The following is a 14,583-nucleotide window of genomic DNA, read 5'->3' as shown; positions in this document are numbered from 1 at the left end:
GACGTCGGCCCCCGGGAGGACGACATGAAGGCGACCACGCTCACCGACGGCCCGCCTCGTCAGCAGGTGCTCGTGTTCGCGACCGGTGACGAGGTGGTCTCGAGCCTGACCGAATGGGCGCGCAGCACGGATCTGCCAGCCGCGTCCTTCACCGCGATCGGCGCCTTCGCCGAGGCGACGTTGGGCTTCTACGACCTCGAGGAGCAGCGATACCTCGAGATCCCCGTGGACAGCCAGGCGGAGGTCCTGACGCTGGCCGGTGACATCACGCTGGACGGGGACGGCGGGTGGCTGGTGCACGGTCACGTGGTCTGCGGGCTGCGGGACGGGTCCACGGTCGGCGGGCACCTGTTGCGCGCGGTGACCCGGCCGACCCTGGAGATGGTCGTGACCACGAGCCCGACGTACCTGCGGCGCCGACCCGACCCCGCGTCCGGCCTCGCCCTGATCGACCCCGACGCGCGCTGAGGCGCGCCCCCACCCGGTGGCCGCGGGCGCGGCACCGGCCGTCCCAGGAGGACCGATGAGCGCAGGAGGAGACCACCGCGGCGAGGGTCGACCGCACGACCCCCAGGCCCGCGTCGGGAGCGGAAAGCCGGCCCGACGGCGGATCGCCGCGCTCGCCGTCGGGGTCATCGTGATCGTCTTCGCCGTGCTGCTGATCGTCTGGCTGCTCGGCAGGTCCGCCGCAGCGCAGCGCGCGGCCGGGGTCGAGGGCATCGCACACCAGAGCACCGAGGCGGCTGCGGTCGCGACCGGGGCTGCCCTGACCCGGGCGGATCCGCCCACCTGGGACAGAGGCCTCGCCCACCCCTTGCCGGGAGCGGGCGAGGCCTCGGCCACGCGGTCGTAGCGGGGACAGGATTCGAACCTGCGACCTCTGGGTTATGAGCCCAGCGAGCTACCGAGCTGCTCCACCCCGCGCTGTGCCACCACGCTACGGCATCGGCATCGGCATCGGCATCGGCGCCGGTGGCCTGCTGCCGGTCCCACGGCCGGTGCTCGACCCGCGGGACCGGCGGACCTCAGGAGGTGCCGGTGCCGGTGCCGGTCGGCGCGGGCGCGGCCGTGGCCCCGTTGCCCCGGCTGCCCTCGGCCGGTGCCGACGCGACCGGCGGCAGCGGCTCCTCCGGCGCCCGGCGCGGCATGCGCGGTTCCTGCCCGAGCCCCTTGACCAGCGCGACGAGGACCAGGAGCAGCACCACCGCGAACGGGAACGCGGCGACGATGGACGCGGTCTGCACCCCGCCCAGACCCCCGCTGACCAGCAGCACGGCGGCGGAGGCCGAGATGACCAGACCCCAGATCACGCTGACGACGCGCGCCGGGTCCTGCCCGCCGCGGCTGCTCAGCGAGCCGAGGACGAAGGTGGCGGAGTCGGCGCTGGTGACGAAGAAGGTGACGATGAGGATCATCGCCCCGATCCCGGCGATCACGCCGCCCGGCAGGGTGTCCAGCAGCGCGAACAGCTGCTGCTCGGTCGCCTGGCCCGCGAGCCCGGCGCCCTCCTGCTCGGCGAGGATGCCGGCCCCGCCGAACACCGAGAACCACAGCCCGCTGACCAGCGTGGGCACCGCCAGCACTCCGATGACGAACTCGCGGATGGTGCGGCCGCGCGAGATGCGCGCGATGAAGGTCGCCACGAACGGCGACCAGGAGATCCACCACGCCCAGTAGAAGATCGTCCAGCCGTTGATCCACTCCGAGCGCTGGGGGTCGAAGGGACCGGTCTGCAGGCTCATCGTGGGCAGCTCGGCGAAGTAGCTGCCGAGGGTCGTGGTGAACGCGCCCACGAGCCGGCCGGACGAGGCGGTGAAGAGCACGAAGGCGAAGAGCGCGATCGCGAGCACGACGTTGGCGGTCGACAACCACTTGATCCCGCGGTTGATGCCGGACAGCGCGGAGATCAGGAAGAGGACGGTGACCACCGCGATGATCGCCAGCTGCACGCCGGAGCCGATCGCGATGCCGTCGTCGAGGGAGTTCAGACCGCCGTTGATCTGGGCGGCCCCGAGGCCGAGCGACGTCGCGACGCCGAAGACGGTGGCCACCACCGCGATCGTGTCGACCGCGGCCCCCAACGGGCCGTCGACGCGGTCCCCGAGGAGCGGCCGCAGCGCCCCGCTGATGGTGGCCTTCCAGCCGCGGCGGAAGCGGGCGTAGGCCAGCGCCAGCGCCAGGACGGCGTAGATGCCCCACGGGTGCAGGCCCCAGTGGAAGAACGAGTACCGCAGGGCGTCACGGGCGGCCTCCGTGCTCTCCGGGGTGGCCGTCGGCGGGGTGATGAAGTGCGACACCGGCTCCGCCACGCCCCAGAACACCAGCCCGATGCCCATCCCGGCGCTGAAGAGCATCGCGAACCACGCCCGGGTGCTGTACTCCGGCCGGTCGTCGTCCTTGCCCAGCCGCACCCGCCCCCACCGCGAGGCCGCCAGCGCGATCACGGCGATCAGCACGATCGTCGCGGTCAGCAGGTAGAACCAGCCGAACCGGTCGACGACGAAGGTGCGCGCCGATGTGGCCGCGGAGTCCAGGGACGCAGGTGACAGTGCTCCCCAGAGGACGAACGGGAGCACGACAGCCAGCGAGGCCCAGAAGACGACGGAGGTTCTTCGCACGAGGGGCGGTTCCTTCGGTAGGGGACGGGACAGCCGGTCGACGACCGGCCGCGCCGCCCGGCAGGGAGTACCCCCGGGGCAGCACGATCATCCAGAGTCGCAGCAAGCACCGGGAAACGCATCTTCCCGCGGGTGACGAGTCCCACCAGCGCGGGACGGGGCGCGTCGGGGATCGTGGACGGGTGCCGCCGCAGCCCCTCGCACCCCACGACGCCCACCGCGCCGTCGACCTGGCCCTCCGGGCAGGCGAGCTGCTCCTGTCCGCGGGTGCCAGCGCCGCCGAGGTCACCGCGACCTGCACGGTCGTGGCCCGGTCCTGCGGCCTCCGGCGGGTGGAGTGCGACATCACCTTCACCTCGATCACCGTCTCCGGCCACGCCGCGCAGGACGCAGGACCCGTCAGCGGGTTGCGCCTGGTCCAGCAGCGCGAGCTGGACTACTCCCGCGCCACCGCCGTCCACAACGTGGTCGGCGACCTCGCCGCGGGGCGGGTCACCCCCGCGGAGGCCGACCGCCTGCTCGAGCGGGTCGCCGCCAGCCCGCAGCCCTACCGGCGCTGGGTGGTCACGGGAGCCCGGGCGCTGCTGGCGGCCGCGGTGGCCGTCCTGCTCGGCGCCGGTCCCGCGGTGACGGCGGCGGCGTTCGGGGCGACCGTGCTCGTCGACCTCGCCATCGACCGGCTGGGCCGCCGCGGGCTGCCCGCCTTCTTCCTCAACGCCGTCGGGGGCCTGATCGCCACGGCGGTCGCCCTGGCGCTGGTCGCCGCCGACATCGGCGTCCGCCCGTCGCTCGTCGTCGCCGGCGGGATAGTCCTGCTGCTGCCCGGTGTCACGCTCGTCGGCGCGGTGCACGACGCCATCACCGGCTTCTACGTGACGGCGAGCGCGCGGGCCTTCGAGACGTTCCTGCTCACCGCCGGGATCATCAGCGGGGTCGCGGTCGGCCTGTCGATCGGCGTGCGGCTCGGCGTCCCGGTCGCGATGTGGGACCCGCCGTCCGGCGGCCTCGGCGACGTACCGCTGCAGCTCGCCGCCGCGGCCGCGATCTCGGCCTCCTTCGCCGTCGCCAACCACGCCCCCCGGCGCACCCTGCCCCCGGCCGCGGCCGCTGGCGCGCTCGGCTGGGCGGTCTTCGTCGGGCTGGACGCGCTGCGGCTCTCGGTCACCATCGCGACCGCGGCCGCCGCCGTCGTCATCGGCCTGGGCGCGTTCGCCCTGGCCGGCCGGCAGCGCGTCCCCGCGCTGGTCTACGTCGCCGCCGGGATCATCCCCCTGCTGCCCGGGCTGGTGATCTACCGAGGCCTCCGCCGGCTGACCGAGGGCGACACGATCGGCGGGATCACCCTGCTGGGGACGGCGATCACCATCGGTCTGGCCCTCGCGGCGGGGTCGCTGCTCGGCGAGTACGTGGCGCAGGCCCTGCGGCGGACCCGCCTGCCCGGCGAGCGGCGCCTGACCGGCCTGGTCCAGGCCCGCGCGGCACGCCCGAGGAGCCGCCCGCAGCGCGCGGGCCAGACGACGCAGACCTGACTGCGCGGACCCGTGTGAACGGTGGGACAGGCCGCGGCGGGGGCCGTGCGCGCCTCCGGCTCCGCCGCTCGCGCCCCACCTACAGTCCGGCTCGTGGCGGGGAACGGGGCGGCGAGCAGGTTCGTCGGTGACCCGCAGCCGGTGGAGATCCACCACCGCGGGATCTGGTACTCCGGCGAGCTGCTCGGCTGGCGGCACACGCCCGACGGCCGGGTCTCCGCGCGCGTGCGCTGCACCGTCGACGGGCTGCGGCACTCGACGTGGAAGGACCTCGCCGAGCTGCGCCTGCCCGACCCGGCACACCCGCCGCGGCGAGAGCCGTTCCCGGCGGCGCCGGCCCGGCCGCTGCCCGCCGGGGCACCCGTCCCCGACCAGGACCGCACCCGACCGCACACGCTCCTCGCCGCGCTGACCACCCGGCCCCGCCCGCCCGCGCACGCGGTCACGCCGCCGGCCGCCGAGCCCGTCGTCCCGACGCCGGGTCGGGCACACGACGCAGGCGCGGCCCGCCGGCCGCGCCCCACGCCGTACCGCCGGACGCCCCGGCAGGAGGACCACCGGTCGCGCGAACCTCTCGACGTCGGGGAGCGCCTCGGCCCGCGCTGAACCGGCGCCCCGCCCCGAGCACGACGAAGGCCCGGTCCCTGGGGGACCGGGCCTTCGTGGTGGTAGCGGGGACAGGATTCGAACCTGCGACCTCTGGGTTATGAGCCCAGCGAGCTACCGAGCTGCTCCACCCCGCGTCGGTAGAGCCAGCCTACCAGCTCCCGGGGTGGGCGGGCGCCCGGGGGCACCCACCCACCCGCGAGACGGGGGTCAGTCGACGGCGTCGGCTGCGGCCTGGGCCTCCTGGTAGGCGGTCACGGCCTCCTGCAGGTCCTCGAGCGCCTGACCCTGACCGGCGAAGTCACCCGCCCGCTGGGCGTCCGCGAGCGCGGCCAGGGCCGCGTTCATGTCCGCCACCGCGTCCGCCAGCACCGTGGCGTTCGGGGTGTCCCCGCCGCCGTTCGCCGGCGGCTCGGCCGGCGCCGGGTCCTCCGGTGCCGGCGTCTCGGGCAGATCGCCGGACGCGTCGCCGTCGGCACCGGTGTCGTCGTTGTCGGTGGCCGATTCCCCGGCCCCCGGCCCGAAGACCTGGTCCAGCGCCTGGGCGAGGGTGTCGGCGTAGCCCACCCGGTCGCCGTAGTTCACCAGCACCTTGCGGAGCAGCGGGAAGGAGTTCTCCCCGGTGCCCTCGACGTAGAGCGGCTCGACGTAGAGCAGGCCGCCGTCGCCGATCGGCAGGGTGAGCAGGTTGCCGAACACCGGTGTGGAGTCCGCGCTGCGGAACAGGTTCAGGTCACGCGCGACCTCGTCGTTGGTGTTGAACGACTGCTGCACCTGCTGGGGCCCGCGGAAGGGCGTGTTGCCCGGGAGCCTCAGCACCTGCAGCTGCCCGTAGGTGTCCGCGTCGCTGGACGCCGAGACGAACGCCGAGAGGTTCTGCCGGTTGAAGGCGTTCAGCGCGCTCGTCAGCTGGAACGACGCCCCCTCCTCGCCGGGCCGCTCCGCCAGGATGTAGTACGGCGGCTGGGCCTGGTCGGTGTTCTGCGTCGGGTCGTCCGGGATCTGCCACCGGTCGTTGCCGCTGTAGAAGTTCTGCGGGTCGTCGACGTGGTAGCGCGTCAGGATGTCCCGCTGCACCTTGAACAGGTCCTCGGGGTAGCGGATGTGGTCCACCAGCCCCTCGGGCATCTCGTCCCTGGGCAGCACGACACCGGGGAAAGCCTTCATGAAGGTCTTGAGGACGGGGTCCTCGGTGTCCCACTCGTACAGCCGCACCGTGCCGTCGTAGGCGTCGACCGTCGCCTTCACGGAGTTGCGGATGTAGTTGAAGGTCTCGTTCGGCAGAGCCGTCGTCCCCGTGCCGGTGAGGGCGTCGGCCGCGGCCTCGCCCAGCTGCATCTGCTCGGCGTAGGGGTAGGAGTCCGACGTCGTGTAGCCGTCGAGGATCCACTGGATCTCGCCGTCGATGACCGCCGGGTAGGGGTCGCCGTCGATCTCGAGGAACGGCGCGACCTTCTGCACCCGCTCCCGCGGGTCGCGGACGTAGAGGACCTTGGACTCCTCGTTGACCGCGCTGGAGAGCAGGAAGTTCCGCTCCCGGTAGTGGATGGCGAAGGCCAGCTGGCGGAAGAAGCTGCCGATCTCGACGCCACCTTCGCCGTCGTAGGTGTTGTTGATCTGCCGCTCGTCGGACCCGCCCTCGGGCAGGTCGAACTCGCGCGGCTCGGCGCCCTCGGGGGCCCCCACCACCGAGTACACGTCCTGGCCGTTGATCTGGATCAGCTCGCCGTAGTAGATGCGCGGCTGCTCGACGTCGATGTTGCCGCGGGTCGGCAGGTCGCGGGTGGTGAACCGGGGCTCGCCGCCCTCCTGGCCTGCGACGACCTCGTTCGCCGGCGCCGCCACGAAGCCGTTGCCGTGCGTGTAGACGGTGTGCCGGTTGATCCAGGTGTCCTGGTTCTCCGACAGCCCCGAGCTGTTCAGCTCGCGGACCGCCACCACGTAGTCGCGGGTCTCGCCGTCGATCGTGTACCGGTCGATGTCCAGCTTCTCCGGGAAGCCGTACACGTTGCGGATCTGCTGCCGTGCGGTGAACGTGTCGGAGAGGACGTTCGGGTCCAGCAGGCGGGCGTTCGGGATGGTCTCGGAGTCCGCCCGCAGGTCGGCCAGTGCCGCCTCGGGGTCGACCTCGTCGCCGGTCGCGTCCTGCGCGTAGTCGACGTAGTCGATCTCGGCGAGGTCGTAGGCGTCCCGCGTCGCCGTGATGGCCCGCTCGATGTAGGGCTCTTCCTTCTCGTTGGCGCTGGGGCCGACGACGAACTGCTGGACGATCGCCGGGTACGCGACGCCGATCACCAGGCTGGAGACCAGGAGCAGGACCAGGGCGGCGGCCGGGAGCAGGAAGTTGCGGACGACGATGTTGGCGAAGAACGCCACGGCGCAGACGGCCGCCACGAAGACCAGGATCGTCTTGGGCGTCAGCAGCGCGTTCACGTCGGTGTAGCTGGCGCCGGTGAAGACGTCACCGCGGTTGGAGTAGACCAGCCCGTACCGGTCCAGCCAGTAGGCGACGGCCTTGAGGGCGAGGAAGACGCCCAGCAGCACCGAGAGCTGCACCCGTGCGGCGCCGGTCAGCTTCTGGCCGGGGGTCTGCAGCCGCAGCCCGCCGAACACGTAGTGGGTCAGCAACGAGCCGATGAGCGCGAGGATGACGATCGCGAACCCGAAGCCGAGCAGCAGCCGGTAGAAGGGGTAGTCGAAGACGAAGAACGACAGGTCGACGCCGAACTGCGGGTCGGTGCGCCCGAAGTCGGTGCTGTTGCGGAACGACAGCCACGTCTCCCAGCTGCTCTGCGCGGTGAACCCGGCGAAGAGCCCGAGGACGACGGCGATGCCGGTGAGCACCAGGCCGCGGCGCGGCTCGAGGGACTGGCGGTAGCGCTCGAGGTTCTGCTGCTCGAGCGACATCGGCCGGAACGTGGGGCGGAAGCGGTAGGCCAGGTACATGGCCAGCGCGGTGAGCCCACCGGTGGCCACGCCCGCGACGGCGAAGAGGAGCGCGCGGGACTGGAGCTCGGTCCAGAACACCTCGGTGAAGCCGGTCTCGTCGAACCACAGGTAGTCGACGTAGACGTTGGTGAGGGTGCCGACGGCGGTGAACAGCACCAGCAGCACGGCGATGGCGCCGATGACCAGCTTCGCGCGCCGCGACAGCGCCGGTACCGGCACGGGGGGCCGCATGGCCACGAGCGGTCTCCTTCAGTTGCAGGCGTGGCCATCGGCCACGCGGTGATCGACCGCGGGGGGTCGGGTTGTGCGGCGCCGGGCATGCCCGGCCTCATGGACAACGCACCGGACGCCCCGGGGTTCCCGGGCGTGCGTCGCGGCACGGACCAGGATGCCCCGGTTCAGCAGCCCTCCGGTGTCCGGCCGGCGCGGACGTCGGCCAGGGCCGCCAGCGCGTCGTCCAGCGTGGCGACCCGGGCCATCGGCACGCCGGCGTCAGGGGCGGCCAGCGCCTCGGCGCAGTTGGCGGCCGGGACCAGGAAGAGCTCGGCACCGATCTCGCGGGCGGCGACCATCTTCAGCGGGATCCCGCCGATGGGGCCGACGTTCCCGTCGAGGTCGATCGTGCCGGTGCCCGCGATCACCGCGCCGCCGGTCAGGTCCTCCTCCCCCACCAGCTCGAGGATGCCGAGGGTGAGCATGAGGCCGGCGGAGGGGCCGCCCACGTCGGCGACCTGGATGTCGACGTCGAACGGCGCGTACGGCTGGTCGAGCACGCTGATGCCCAGCATCGACCCCTCGCGCCCCTCGGCCGCCTGCGTGGTGACCGTCGCGGTGCCCGGCTCGCCCAGGCGGGTGTAGCCGACCGTGACCGGCGTCCCGGGCGGGATGCCGGCGAGGACGTCGGCCAGCACCTCGGTGTCGGGTGCCGGACGGCCGTCGACCGTCTCCAGGGCGTCGCCCTCCTCCAGCGCCCCCTCCGACGGGGATCCCTCGGGCACCTGCCGCACCACGACCTTCTGCGGGTAGCCGAGCTCGCCCAGGGCGACGCTCTCCGCCGCCGCCTCGGAGGTGAGGAACGCCTGCCGGTTGACCTCCCGGGTCTCCTCCTCGCTCCGGTCGGGCGGGTACACCGACTCCTCGGGGACGACGCTCACCTCGTCGTCGAACCAGCCGCGCACGGCCTGCACGAGGCTCAAGCCGCCGCGGCTCACGCCGACGGTGGTCAGGGCCAGGTCGCCCTCGACGTCGTTGCGCTCCCGGCCCTCCACCGCGATGATCGGCTCGCCGTCGATCTCGCCGAGCGTGTCGAACGTGGGGCCCGGGACCTGCGCGACGTAGGGCACCGGCACGCTGGTGCCCAGCACGCCGAACAGCAGCAGGAGCACGGCACCCACGCTCAGGACGGCGTTGCGACGGGTCACGAGGGGCGAGCCTAGAACCCCTGCCTGGACGACGCCGTCGGCCCGGAGGCCCTCGACCTCCTCCGGCAGCCCCGCCCCGGGAGCCATCCGCCCGGGGCGAACGGGTCCCCCGGCGGAAGATCGCACGTCTACCGTGGACGCATGAGCGACGTCCCGTTCGGCTTCGGCCCTCCTGACCGCGACCCCGAGCGCCGGGAGCCCGGCCGCGGCGACCAGGGTGGCGACCCGTTCGGCCTGGGCGCCCTGTTCGGGGGCATGGCCGGCGGCGGCTCCCCCGAGGACGTGCTCGGCAAGATGCCGCTCTTCGCCGAGCTGCAGAAACTCATGAACTGGTCGGGTGGCCCGGTCAACTGGGACCTCGCCCGGCAGGGTGCGATCAGCCAGCTCGCGGCCGGGCACCAGCCGTCGTCGGAGCAGGAGCGCGCCGCGACCGCGGAGTCGCTGCGGCTCGCCGACCTCTGGCTGGACCAGGTCACCGAGCTGCCCTCGGGCATCGAGCGCACCGCTGCGTGGTCGCGGGTCGAGTGGGTGGAGCAGACCCAGCCCGCGTGGGCGGCGCTCATCGACCCGCTGGCCGAACGGGTGGTGGCGGCGATGACCAGCGCCCTCCCGCAGGAAGCGGCGATGTCCTTCGGTCCGATCGCCGGGATCATGGGCCGCATGGGCGGCATGATGTTCGGCGCCCAGGTGGGCCAGGCCCTCGGCTCGCTGGCCGGCGAGGTGCTCACCAGCACCGACGTCGGCCTGCCGCTCGCGCCCCCCGGCACCGGCGTGCTCGTGCCGCAGAACCTGGCCGCGTTCGCCGAGGGCCTCGACCGCCCGGCCGACGAGGTCCGGCTCTTCGTTGCGCTGCGGGAGGCGGCCTCCCAGCGGCTGTTCGCCCACGTCCCGTGGCTGCGCCAGCAGCTGCAGGACGCCGTGCACGCCTACGCCCGCGGCATCACCATCGATCGCGAGGCGATCGAGCGGGGCATCAACGAGGCCATGGCCGGTGGCATGGGCGCGGGCCTGGACCCCGGCGACCCCGAGAGCATCCAGCGCCTGCTCGGCAGCGGAGTGCTCGAGCCGGAGGAGACCCCCGAGCAGCAGATGGCGCTGCGCCGCCTGGAGACGCTGCTCGCCCTGGTCGAGGGCTGGGTGGACGCGGTCGTCGCGGCCGCCGCCTCCGACCGGCTGCCGGGGCACGTCGCCCTGGCCGAGACGATGCGCCGCCGCCGGGCCTCCGGCGGCCCGGCGGAGCAGACCTTCGCCACGCTGGTCGGGCTGCAGCTGCGGCCGCGCCGGCTGCGCGACGCGGCGACCGTCTGGGGCGCCATGGGTCAGCAGCACGGCAGCGCGGACCGCGACCGCCTGTGGTCGCACCCCGACCTCCTGCCGACGTCGGAGGACCTGGACGAGCCGCTGGACTTCGTCGCCCGCCAGGGTCTCGACGACGAGCTCGCCGCGCTGAACGCCGACGACGCCGAGCGGGCGCCGAGGCGGCCGGGCGACGACGAGGGCGAGGACCGGCGGGAGCTGGGCGGCGAGGGCTAGCCGCTCACCCGTCGACGTCGGACGGGGGTTCGGCCCCGGCCGCACCCGCGGTCGCGGCCAGCTCGACGCCCTCGAGGAAGCCGCGCGCCCGCTCGGCGCGGGGGTACTGCGCCACCAGCGCCCAGAAGCGCTCGTCGTGCCCGGGCTCGACCAGGTGCACCAGTTCGTGCACGAGCACGTAGTCGACGACGTAGTCGGGCATCGACTGCAGCCGGCTGGAGAGCCGGATGGTCCGGTCGGCCGGCGTGCAGGAGCCCCAGCGGCGGTGCTGGTTGTCCACCCAGCGCACGCTCGCCGGCTCGGCGAGGCCGTCGAGGTGGGCGGCCGAGAGCGCGCGCGCCCGCGCCAGCAGCTCGGCGTCACCCCCGAGGGAGCGCTTGCGCCGCTCCTCGCGGGTACGCAGCTTGGCCACCATCTGGGCCACCCAGCGCTGCTCCTCGGCAGGGCTGAAGGCGGCCGGGATGAGCACCACGGTGCGCCCGAGCTCCCGGTAGGCGGTCACCGTGCGCCGCCGGCGGCTGCTCCGCCGGACCTCCACGACGTCGCCGTCCGCCGGTTCAGGCAGGGCGCTCGCATGAGGAGTCGTTCGGGGCACGAGGAGACCGTAGGACACCCGCAGTGCGTGACGCCTGCGCGGAGCCACCCTCTCGGGTGCAGGTCGCACGGACGGTGGACATCGGCACCGCTCCAGCCGGTGACGAGGGCGGCCGGATGGAGGAGATCCACACCCGCACGGGGACGTCTGCGCTGGTGGGCGCGGTGCCGGGCGTCACCGCGGGTGGCCCGTCCCCGACCCGTCCCCCGGTTCCGCACAGCGACACGCCACACCGTCCCCATGGCATCCACAGCGTCGTCCACAGCTGTGGGGAACGTGCTGCCACCGACCGCCCCGGCCCCCGCGGCGGAGAGCCCGCCGACGGTCCGCGCCGGCGGCCCACGGGTAGCGTTCCCGCCCAACGGTGCCCGGCGTGCGAGCCGAGGCGCCCCGGAGACGAGGAGATCCCGTGGCGGAGAGCTACAACGGCTACTGCGTGAAGTGCAAGGAGAAGCGCGACTTCGACGGCGAGGTCAAGGTGAGCGAGTCCGGTCGGCGCATGGCCCAGGGCACCTGCCCCGTCTGCGGCACCAAGATGAACCGGATCCTCGGCAAGGCCTGAGGCATCCGCGGCGGCGCCCCGGGGCGGGGCGCCGCCGTCGTCGTCCGGGGGCCTGTGGACGACGGCGCCCGCCCCGCCCGAGGGCTGCCACCCTGCCGGGGTGACCGACAACGTCCATCCCCTCCTCCCCGCGGCGATCCCGCTGCTCGCCGGCGACGCCGGGAGCGTCCAGGTCGGCGGGGTCGACTCCACCGACGGTCTGCTCTTCCTCCAGCCGGCCGCGGGGCTGGCGCCCGCGCTCCGCGCCCTGGACGGGCGGCGGTCGCGGCGGGCCGTCCGTGCCGAGGCCGCCGTCGAGGGCCTGCCGCCCGGGCTCGTGGACTCGGCGGTCGATGCGCTGAGGTCCGCCGGGCTGGTCCGCGACCTCGACCCGGCCGACCTGCTCGCGATCGGGGCCGGCCCGGCCGCGGCCGCACGCGCGGCGGTGGAGCTCCCCGCGGCGGGCTCCTCCCCCGGTGCGGCCGGCTGGCGCGCACGGCGGCGCGCCACCGTGGTGGTCGAGGGCGCCACGCGCGTCGGCACCCCGCTGGCCGCCGTCCTGGCCGCGAGCGGGATCGGGCGTGTCGTGGTCCGCGACCCGGGTGTCGTCACCGCTGCCGACGCCGTCGTCGGTGGCCTGACCGCCGCCGACGAGGGGCGGCCCCGAGCGGTGGCGGCGGCCGACGCGGTCCGCCGCGCCAGCCCGCAGACCGATCTGGGGCCGCTCCCACCCGGCCTCCGCCCCGACGTCGTCGTCCTCACCCGACCGTGGGCGGCCTCCGACCCGCTGGTCCCCGAGGTGCCGGGCCCGCACCTGGTCGCCACGGTGCGCGGGGAGACCGGCGTCGTCGGGCCGCTCGTGTTCCCCGGCGCCAGCAGTTGCCTGCGCTGCGGCGACCTGCACCGCCGGGACGCCGACCCGCGCTGGCCCCGGCTCGCCGCCCAGCTGACCGCGACCGAGCCCCCGCCCAGCGGTGCCACGCTCACCTGCCTGCTCACGGCCGTGCTGGCCGCCGGCCAGGTGCTGGCCTGCGTCGACGGGCGCGGCACACCGGTCACCCTCGGGGGCACGGTCGAGCTGCACCCGCCCGACCTGGTGCCCCACCTGCGGCGGTGGCCCCCGCACCCGGACTGCGGCTGCGGCGCGGCGGCGGCCGCGGACGACCCGTCCGAGAAGGGTGCGGGCCGCCCTCCCGGCGGGACCCCGGCCAGTCGGGTGACAATGGTCACCGAGCGAGCTCTCGGGCTCACCGGACACGACACGGCGCCGTTCCGCCCGGCCGCCGGCGAGGAGGACGCGTGAGCGACGAGCGACCGGTGATGCCCCGGGGGTCGGTCGGGCGAACGGCACGGCTGGCGTCCCTCCCCCTGGGGGCCGCGGGCCGCGCCACGATGGGGTTCGGCAAGCGCCTGTCCGGGCAGTCGGCGGACACGGTGAACGCCGAGCTGCAGCAGCGCACCGCCGAGCAGCTGTTCGCCGTGCTGGGGCAGCTCAAGGGCGGCGCCATGAAGCTCGGCCAGACGCTCTCGGTGTTCGAGGCCGCGGTGCCCGAGGAGATGGCGGCGCCGTACCGGGAAGCCCTCACCAAGCTGCAGGAGGAGGCGCCCCCGATGCCGGTGCGGACCGTGCACGCGGTCCTCGCCCAGCAGCTGGGTGGCACGTGGCGCCAGCGGTTCGCCGAGTTCGACGACGCCCCGGCCGCGGCCGCCAGCATCGGGCAGGTGCACCGGGCCACGTGGCGGGACGGCCGTGACGTCGCGGTGAAGATCCAGTACCCCGGCGCGGCGACGGCGCTGATGAGCGACCTCAACCAGCTGGCCCGGTTCGCCCGGCTGTTCGCCGCCGTCTTCCCCGGGCTCGACGTCAAGCCGCTCATCGCCGAGCTCAAGGCCCGCGTGGTGGAGGAGCTGGACTACGGCCTGGAGGCCGACGCCCAGCGGGCGTTCGCCGCCGCCTACGCCGGGGATGCGGAGATCGCCGTCCCCCGGGTGGTGGCCAGCGCTCCCAAGGTCGTCGTCTCCGAGTGGATCGAGGGCACCCCGCTCTCCCGGATCATCGCCACGGGCAGCCGGGAGCAGCGCGACCGCGCCGGCCGGCTGCTGGCCACCCTGCACTTCTCCGCGCCGCAGCGCGCCAGGCTGCTGCACGCCGACCCGCACCCGGGCAACTTCCGGATCCTGCCCGACGGCCGCCTCGGCGTCATCGACTTCGGCGCGATCGCCCGGCTGCCCGACGGGCACCCCGAACCGATCGGGCGGCTGCTGAACTGGGCGCTGGACGGCCGCGCGGCGGAGGTGCTCGCCGACCTGCGCACCGAGGGGTTCGTGCGGCCCAGCGTGGACGTCGACCCCCAGGCGGTGCTCGACTACCTGCGCCCCCTGCTGGAGCCGATCGCCGGCCACCACTTCCACTTCACCCGGGCCTGGATGCAGGAGCAGGCCATGCGGATCGGCGACCCGCGGACCGAGGCCAACCGGCTGGGCCGGCAGCTCAACCTGCCACCGGCCTACCTGCTCATCCACCGGGTCTCGATGGGCTCCATCGGGGTGCTCTGCCAGCTCGACGCGGCCGCCGACTGGCGCGCGATCCTCGAGGAGTGGCTTCCCGGGTTCAAGAAGTAGCGGTCGGGGGCCGGACGACGATCGTCCGGCCCCCGACAGCGGAGGGGTCGTCCCGAGGCTCGCCCCGAGCGTGCGAGGGGTGAGGAGGACGGCGGCCCCGTCCCGAGGCTCGCCCCGAGCGTGCGAGGGGTGAGGAGGACGGCGGCCCCGTCCCGAGGCTCGCCCCGAG

General features: G+C 74.4%; 12 protein-coding genes and 2 tRNA genes. 8 read left to right on the top strand and 6 right to left on the bottom strand.

Going from position 1 to position 14,583, the window contains the following annotated elements:
* The first annotated feature begins 24 nt into the window (after window positions 1–24).
* A complete protein-coding gene (locus ACI794_RS00865; protein ID WP_456602052.1) occupies window positions 25–468 on the top strand; it encodes a PPC domain-containing DNA-binding protein in 444 nt (147 codons plus the stop codon).
* Between the two features lie 55 nt (window positions 469–523).
* Entirely contained in the window at window positions 524–853 is a 330-nt protein-coding gene (locus tag ACI794_RS00860; protein WP_456602051.1) for a hypothetical protein, read from the top strand.
* Here ACI794_RS00860 and ACI794_RS00855 read toward each other — a convergent pair.
* Together ACI794_RS00855 and ACI794_RS00850 are read right to left on the bottom strand one after the other, a co-directional pair.
* Window positions 851–924: transfer RNA gene (locus ACI794_RS00855), tRNA-Met, on the bottom strand. The two genes, ACI794_RS00860 and ACI794_RS00855, sit on opposite strands and share 3 nt — an antisense overlap.
* Window positions 925–1,025: 101 nt before the next feature.
* Window positions 1,026–2,618: a BCCT family transporter gene (locus ACI794_RS00850; protein ID WP_456615488.1), complete on the bottom strand. Its 1,593-nt coding sequence runs from the start codon at window positions 2,616–2,618 to the stop codon at window positions 1,026–1,028.
* 182 nt (window positions 2,619–2,800) lie between these two features.
* Here ACI794_RS00850 and ACI794_RS00845 point away from each other — a divergent pair, with 182 nt between their 5' ends.
* Window positions 2,801–4,147 carry a threonine/serine ThrE exporter family protein gene (locus ACI794_RS00845; protein WP_456602049.1) on the top strand — a complete coding sequence of 449 codons (1,347 nt, stop codon included), beginning with the start codon at window positions 2,801–2,803 and terminating at the stop codon, window positions 4,145–4,147.
* Window positions 4,148–4,240: 93 nt separating this feature from the next.
* Window positions 4,241–4,753 carry a hypothetical protein gene (locus tag ACI794_RS00840; RefSeq protein WP_456602048.1) on the top strand — a complete coding sequence of 171 codons (513 nt, stop codon included), beginning with the start codon at window positions 4,241–4,243 and terminating at the stop codon, window positions 4,751–4,753.
* A 60-nt stretch (window positions 4,754–4,813) separates the two neighbouring features.
* Here the strand turns inward: ACI794_RS00840 and ACI794_RS00835 are convergent.
* The 3 genes from ACI794_RS00835 to ACI794_RS00825 form a co-directional block, all read right to left on the bottom strand.
* Window positions 4,814–4,890, bottom strand: a tRNA-Met gene (locus ACI794_RS00835).
* A 73-nt stretch (window positions 4,891–4,963) separates the two neighbouring features.
* Complete coding sequence (locus ACI794_RS00830; protein WP_456615590.1) at window positions 4,964–7,933, bottom strand: UPF0182 family membrane protein; 2,970 nt, start codon at window positions 7,931–7,933, stop codon at window positions 4,964–4,966.
* A gap of 167 nt (window positions 7,934–8,100) precedes the next feature.
* Window positions 8,101–9,123, bottom strand: a complete 1,023-nt coding sequence (locus tag ACI794_RS00825) for a YlbL family protein (protein WP_456615487.1) — start codon at window positions 9,121–9,123, stop codon at window positions 8,101–8,103.
* Window positions 9,124–9,264: 141 nt separating this feature from the next.
* Here ACI794_RS00825 and ACI794_RS00820 point away from each other — a divergent pair, with 141 nt between their 5' ends.
* A complete protein-coding gene (locus ACI794_RS00820; RefSeq protein WP_456615486.1) occupies window positions 9,265–10,656 on the top strand; it encodes a zinc-dependent metalloprotease in 1,392 nt (463 codons plus the stop codon).
* Between the two features lie 4 nt (window positions 10,657–10,660).
* Here the strand turns inward: ACI794_RS00820 and ACI794_RS00815 are convergent, their stop codons facing one another.
* Complete coding sequence (locus ACI794_RS00815; RefSeq protein WP_456602045.1) at window positions 10,661–11,251, bottom strand: M48 metallopeptidase family protein; 591 nt, start codon at window positions 11,249–11,251, stop codon at window positions 10,661–10,663.
* Between the two features lie 409 nt (window positions 11,252–11,660).
* Here ACI794_RS00815 and ACI794_RS00810 point away from each other — a divergent pair, with 409 nt between their 5' ends.
* The 3 genes from ACI794_RS00810 to ACI794_RS00800 all read left to right on the top strand — a co-directional run bounded on the left by ACI794_RS00810 (window position 11,661) and on the right by ACI794_RS00800 (window position 14,414).
* Complete coding sequence (locus tag ACI794_RS00810) at window positions 11,661–11,813, top strand: DUF5679 domain-containing protein (protein WP_012950213.1); 153 nt, start codon at window positions 11,661–11,663, stop codon at window positions 11,811–11,813.
* A 100-nt stretch (window positions 11,814–11,913) separates the two neighbouring features.
* Complete coding sequence (locus ACI794_RS00805; protein ID WP_456615485.1) at window positions 11,914–13,095, top strand: ThiF family adenylyltransferase; 1,182 nt, start codon at window positions 11,914–11,916, stop codon at window positions 13,093–13,095.
* Window positions 13,092–14,414, top strand: coding sequence for an ABC1 kinase family protein (locus ACI794_RS00800; protein ID WP_456602043.1), 1,323 nt, complete (start codon window positions 13,092–13,094; stop codon window positions 14,412–14,414). The genes ACI794_RS00805 and ACI794_RS00800 overlap by 4 nt, the downstream gene beginning before the upstream one ends.
* Window positions 14,415–14,583: the final 169 nt, after the last annotated feature.

This window comes from Blastococcus sp. SYSU DS0541, assembly GCF_054050875.1.
This window is presented reverse-complemented; position numbering and strand designations above follow the sequence as displayed.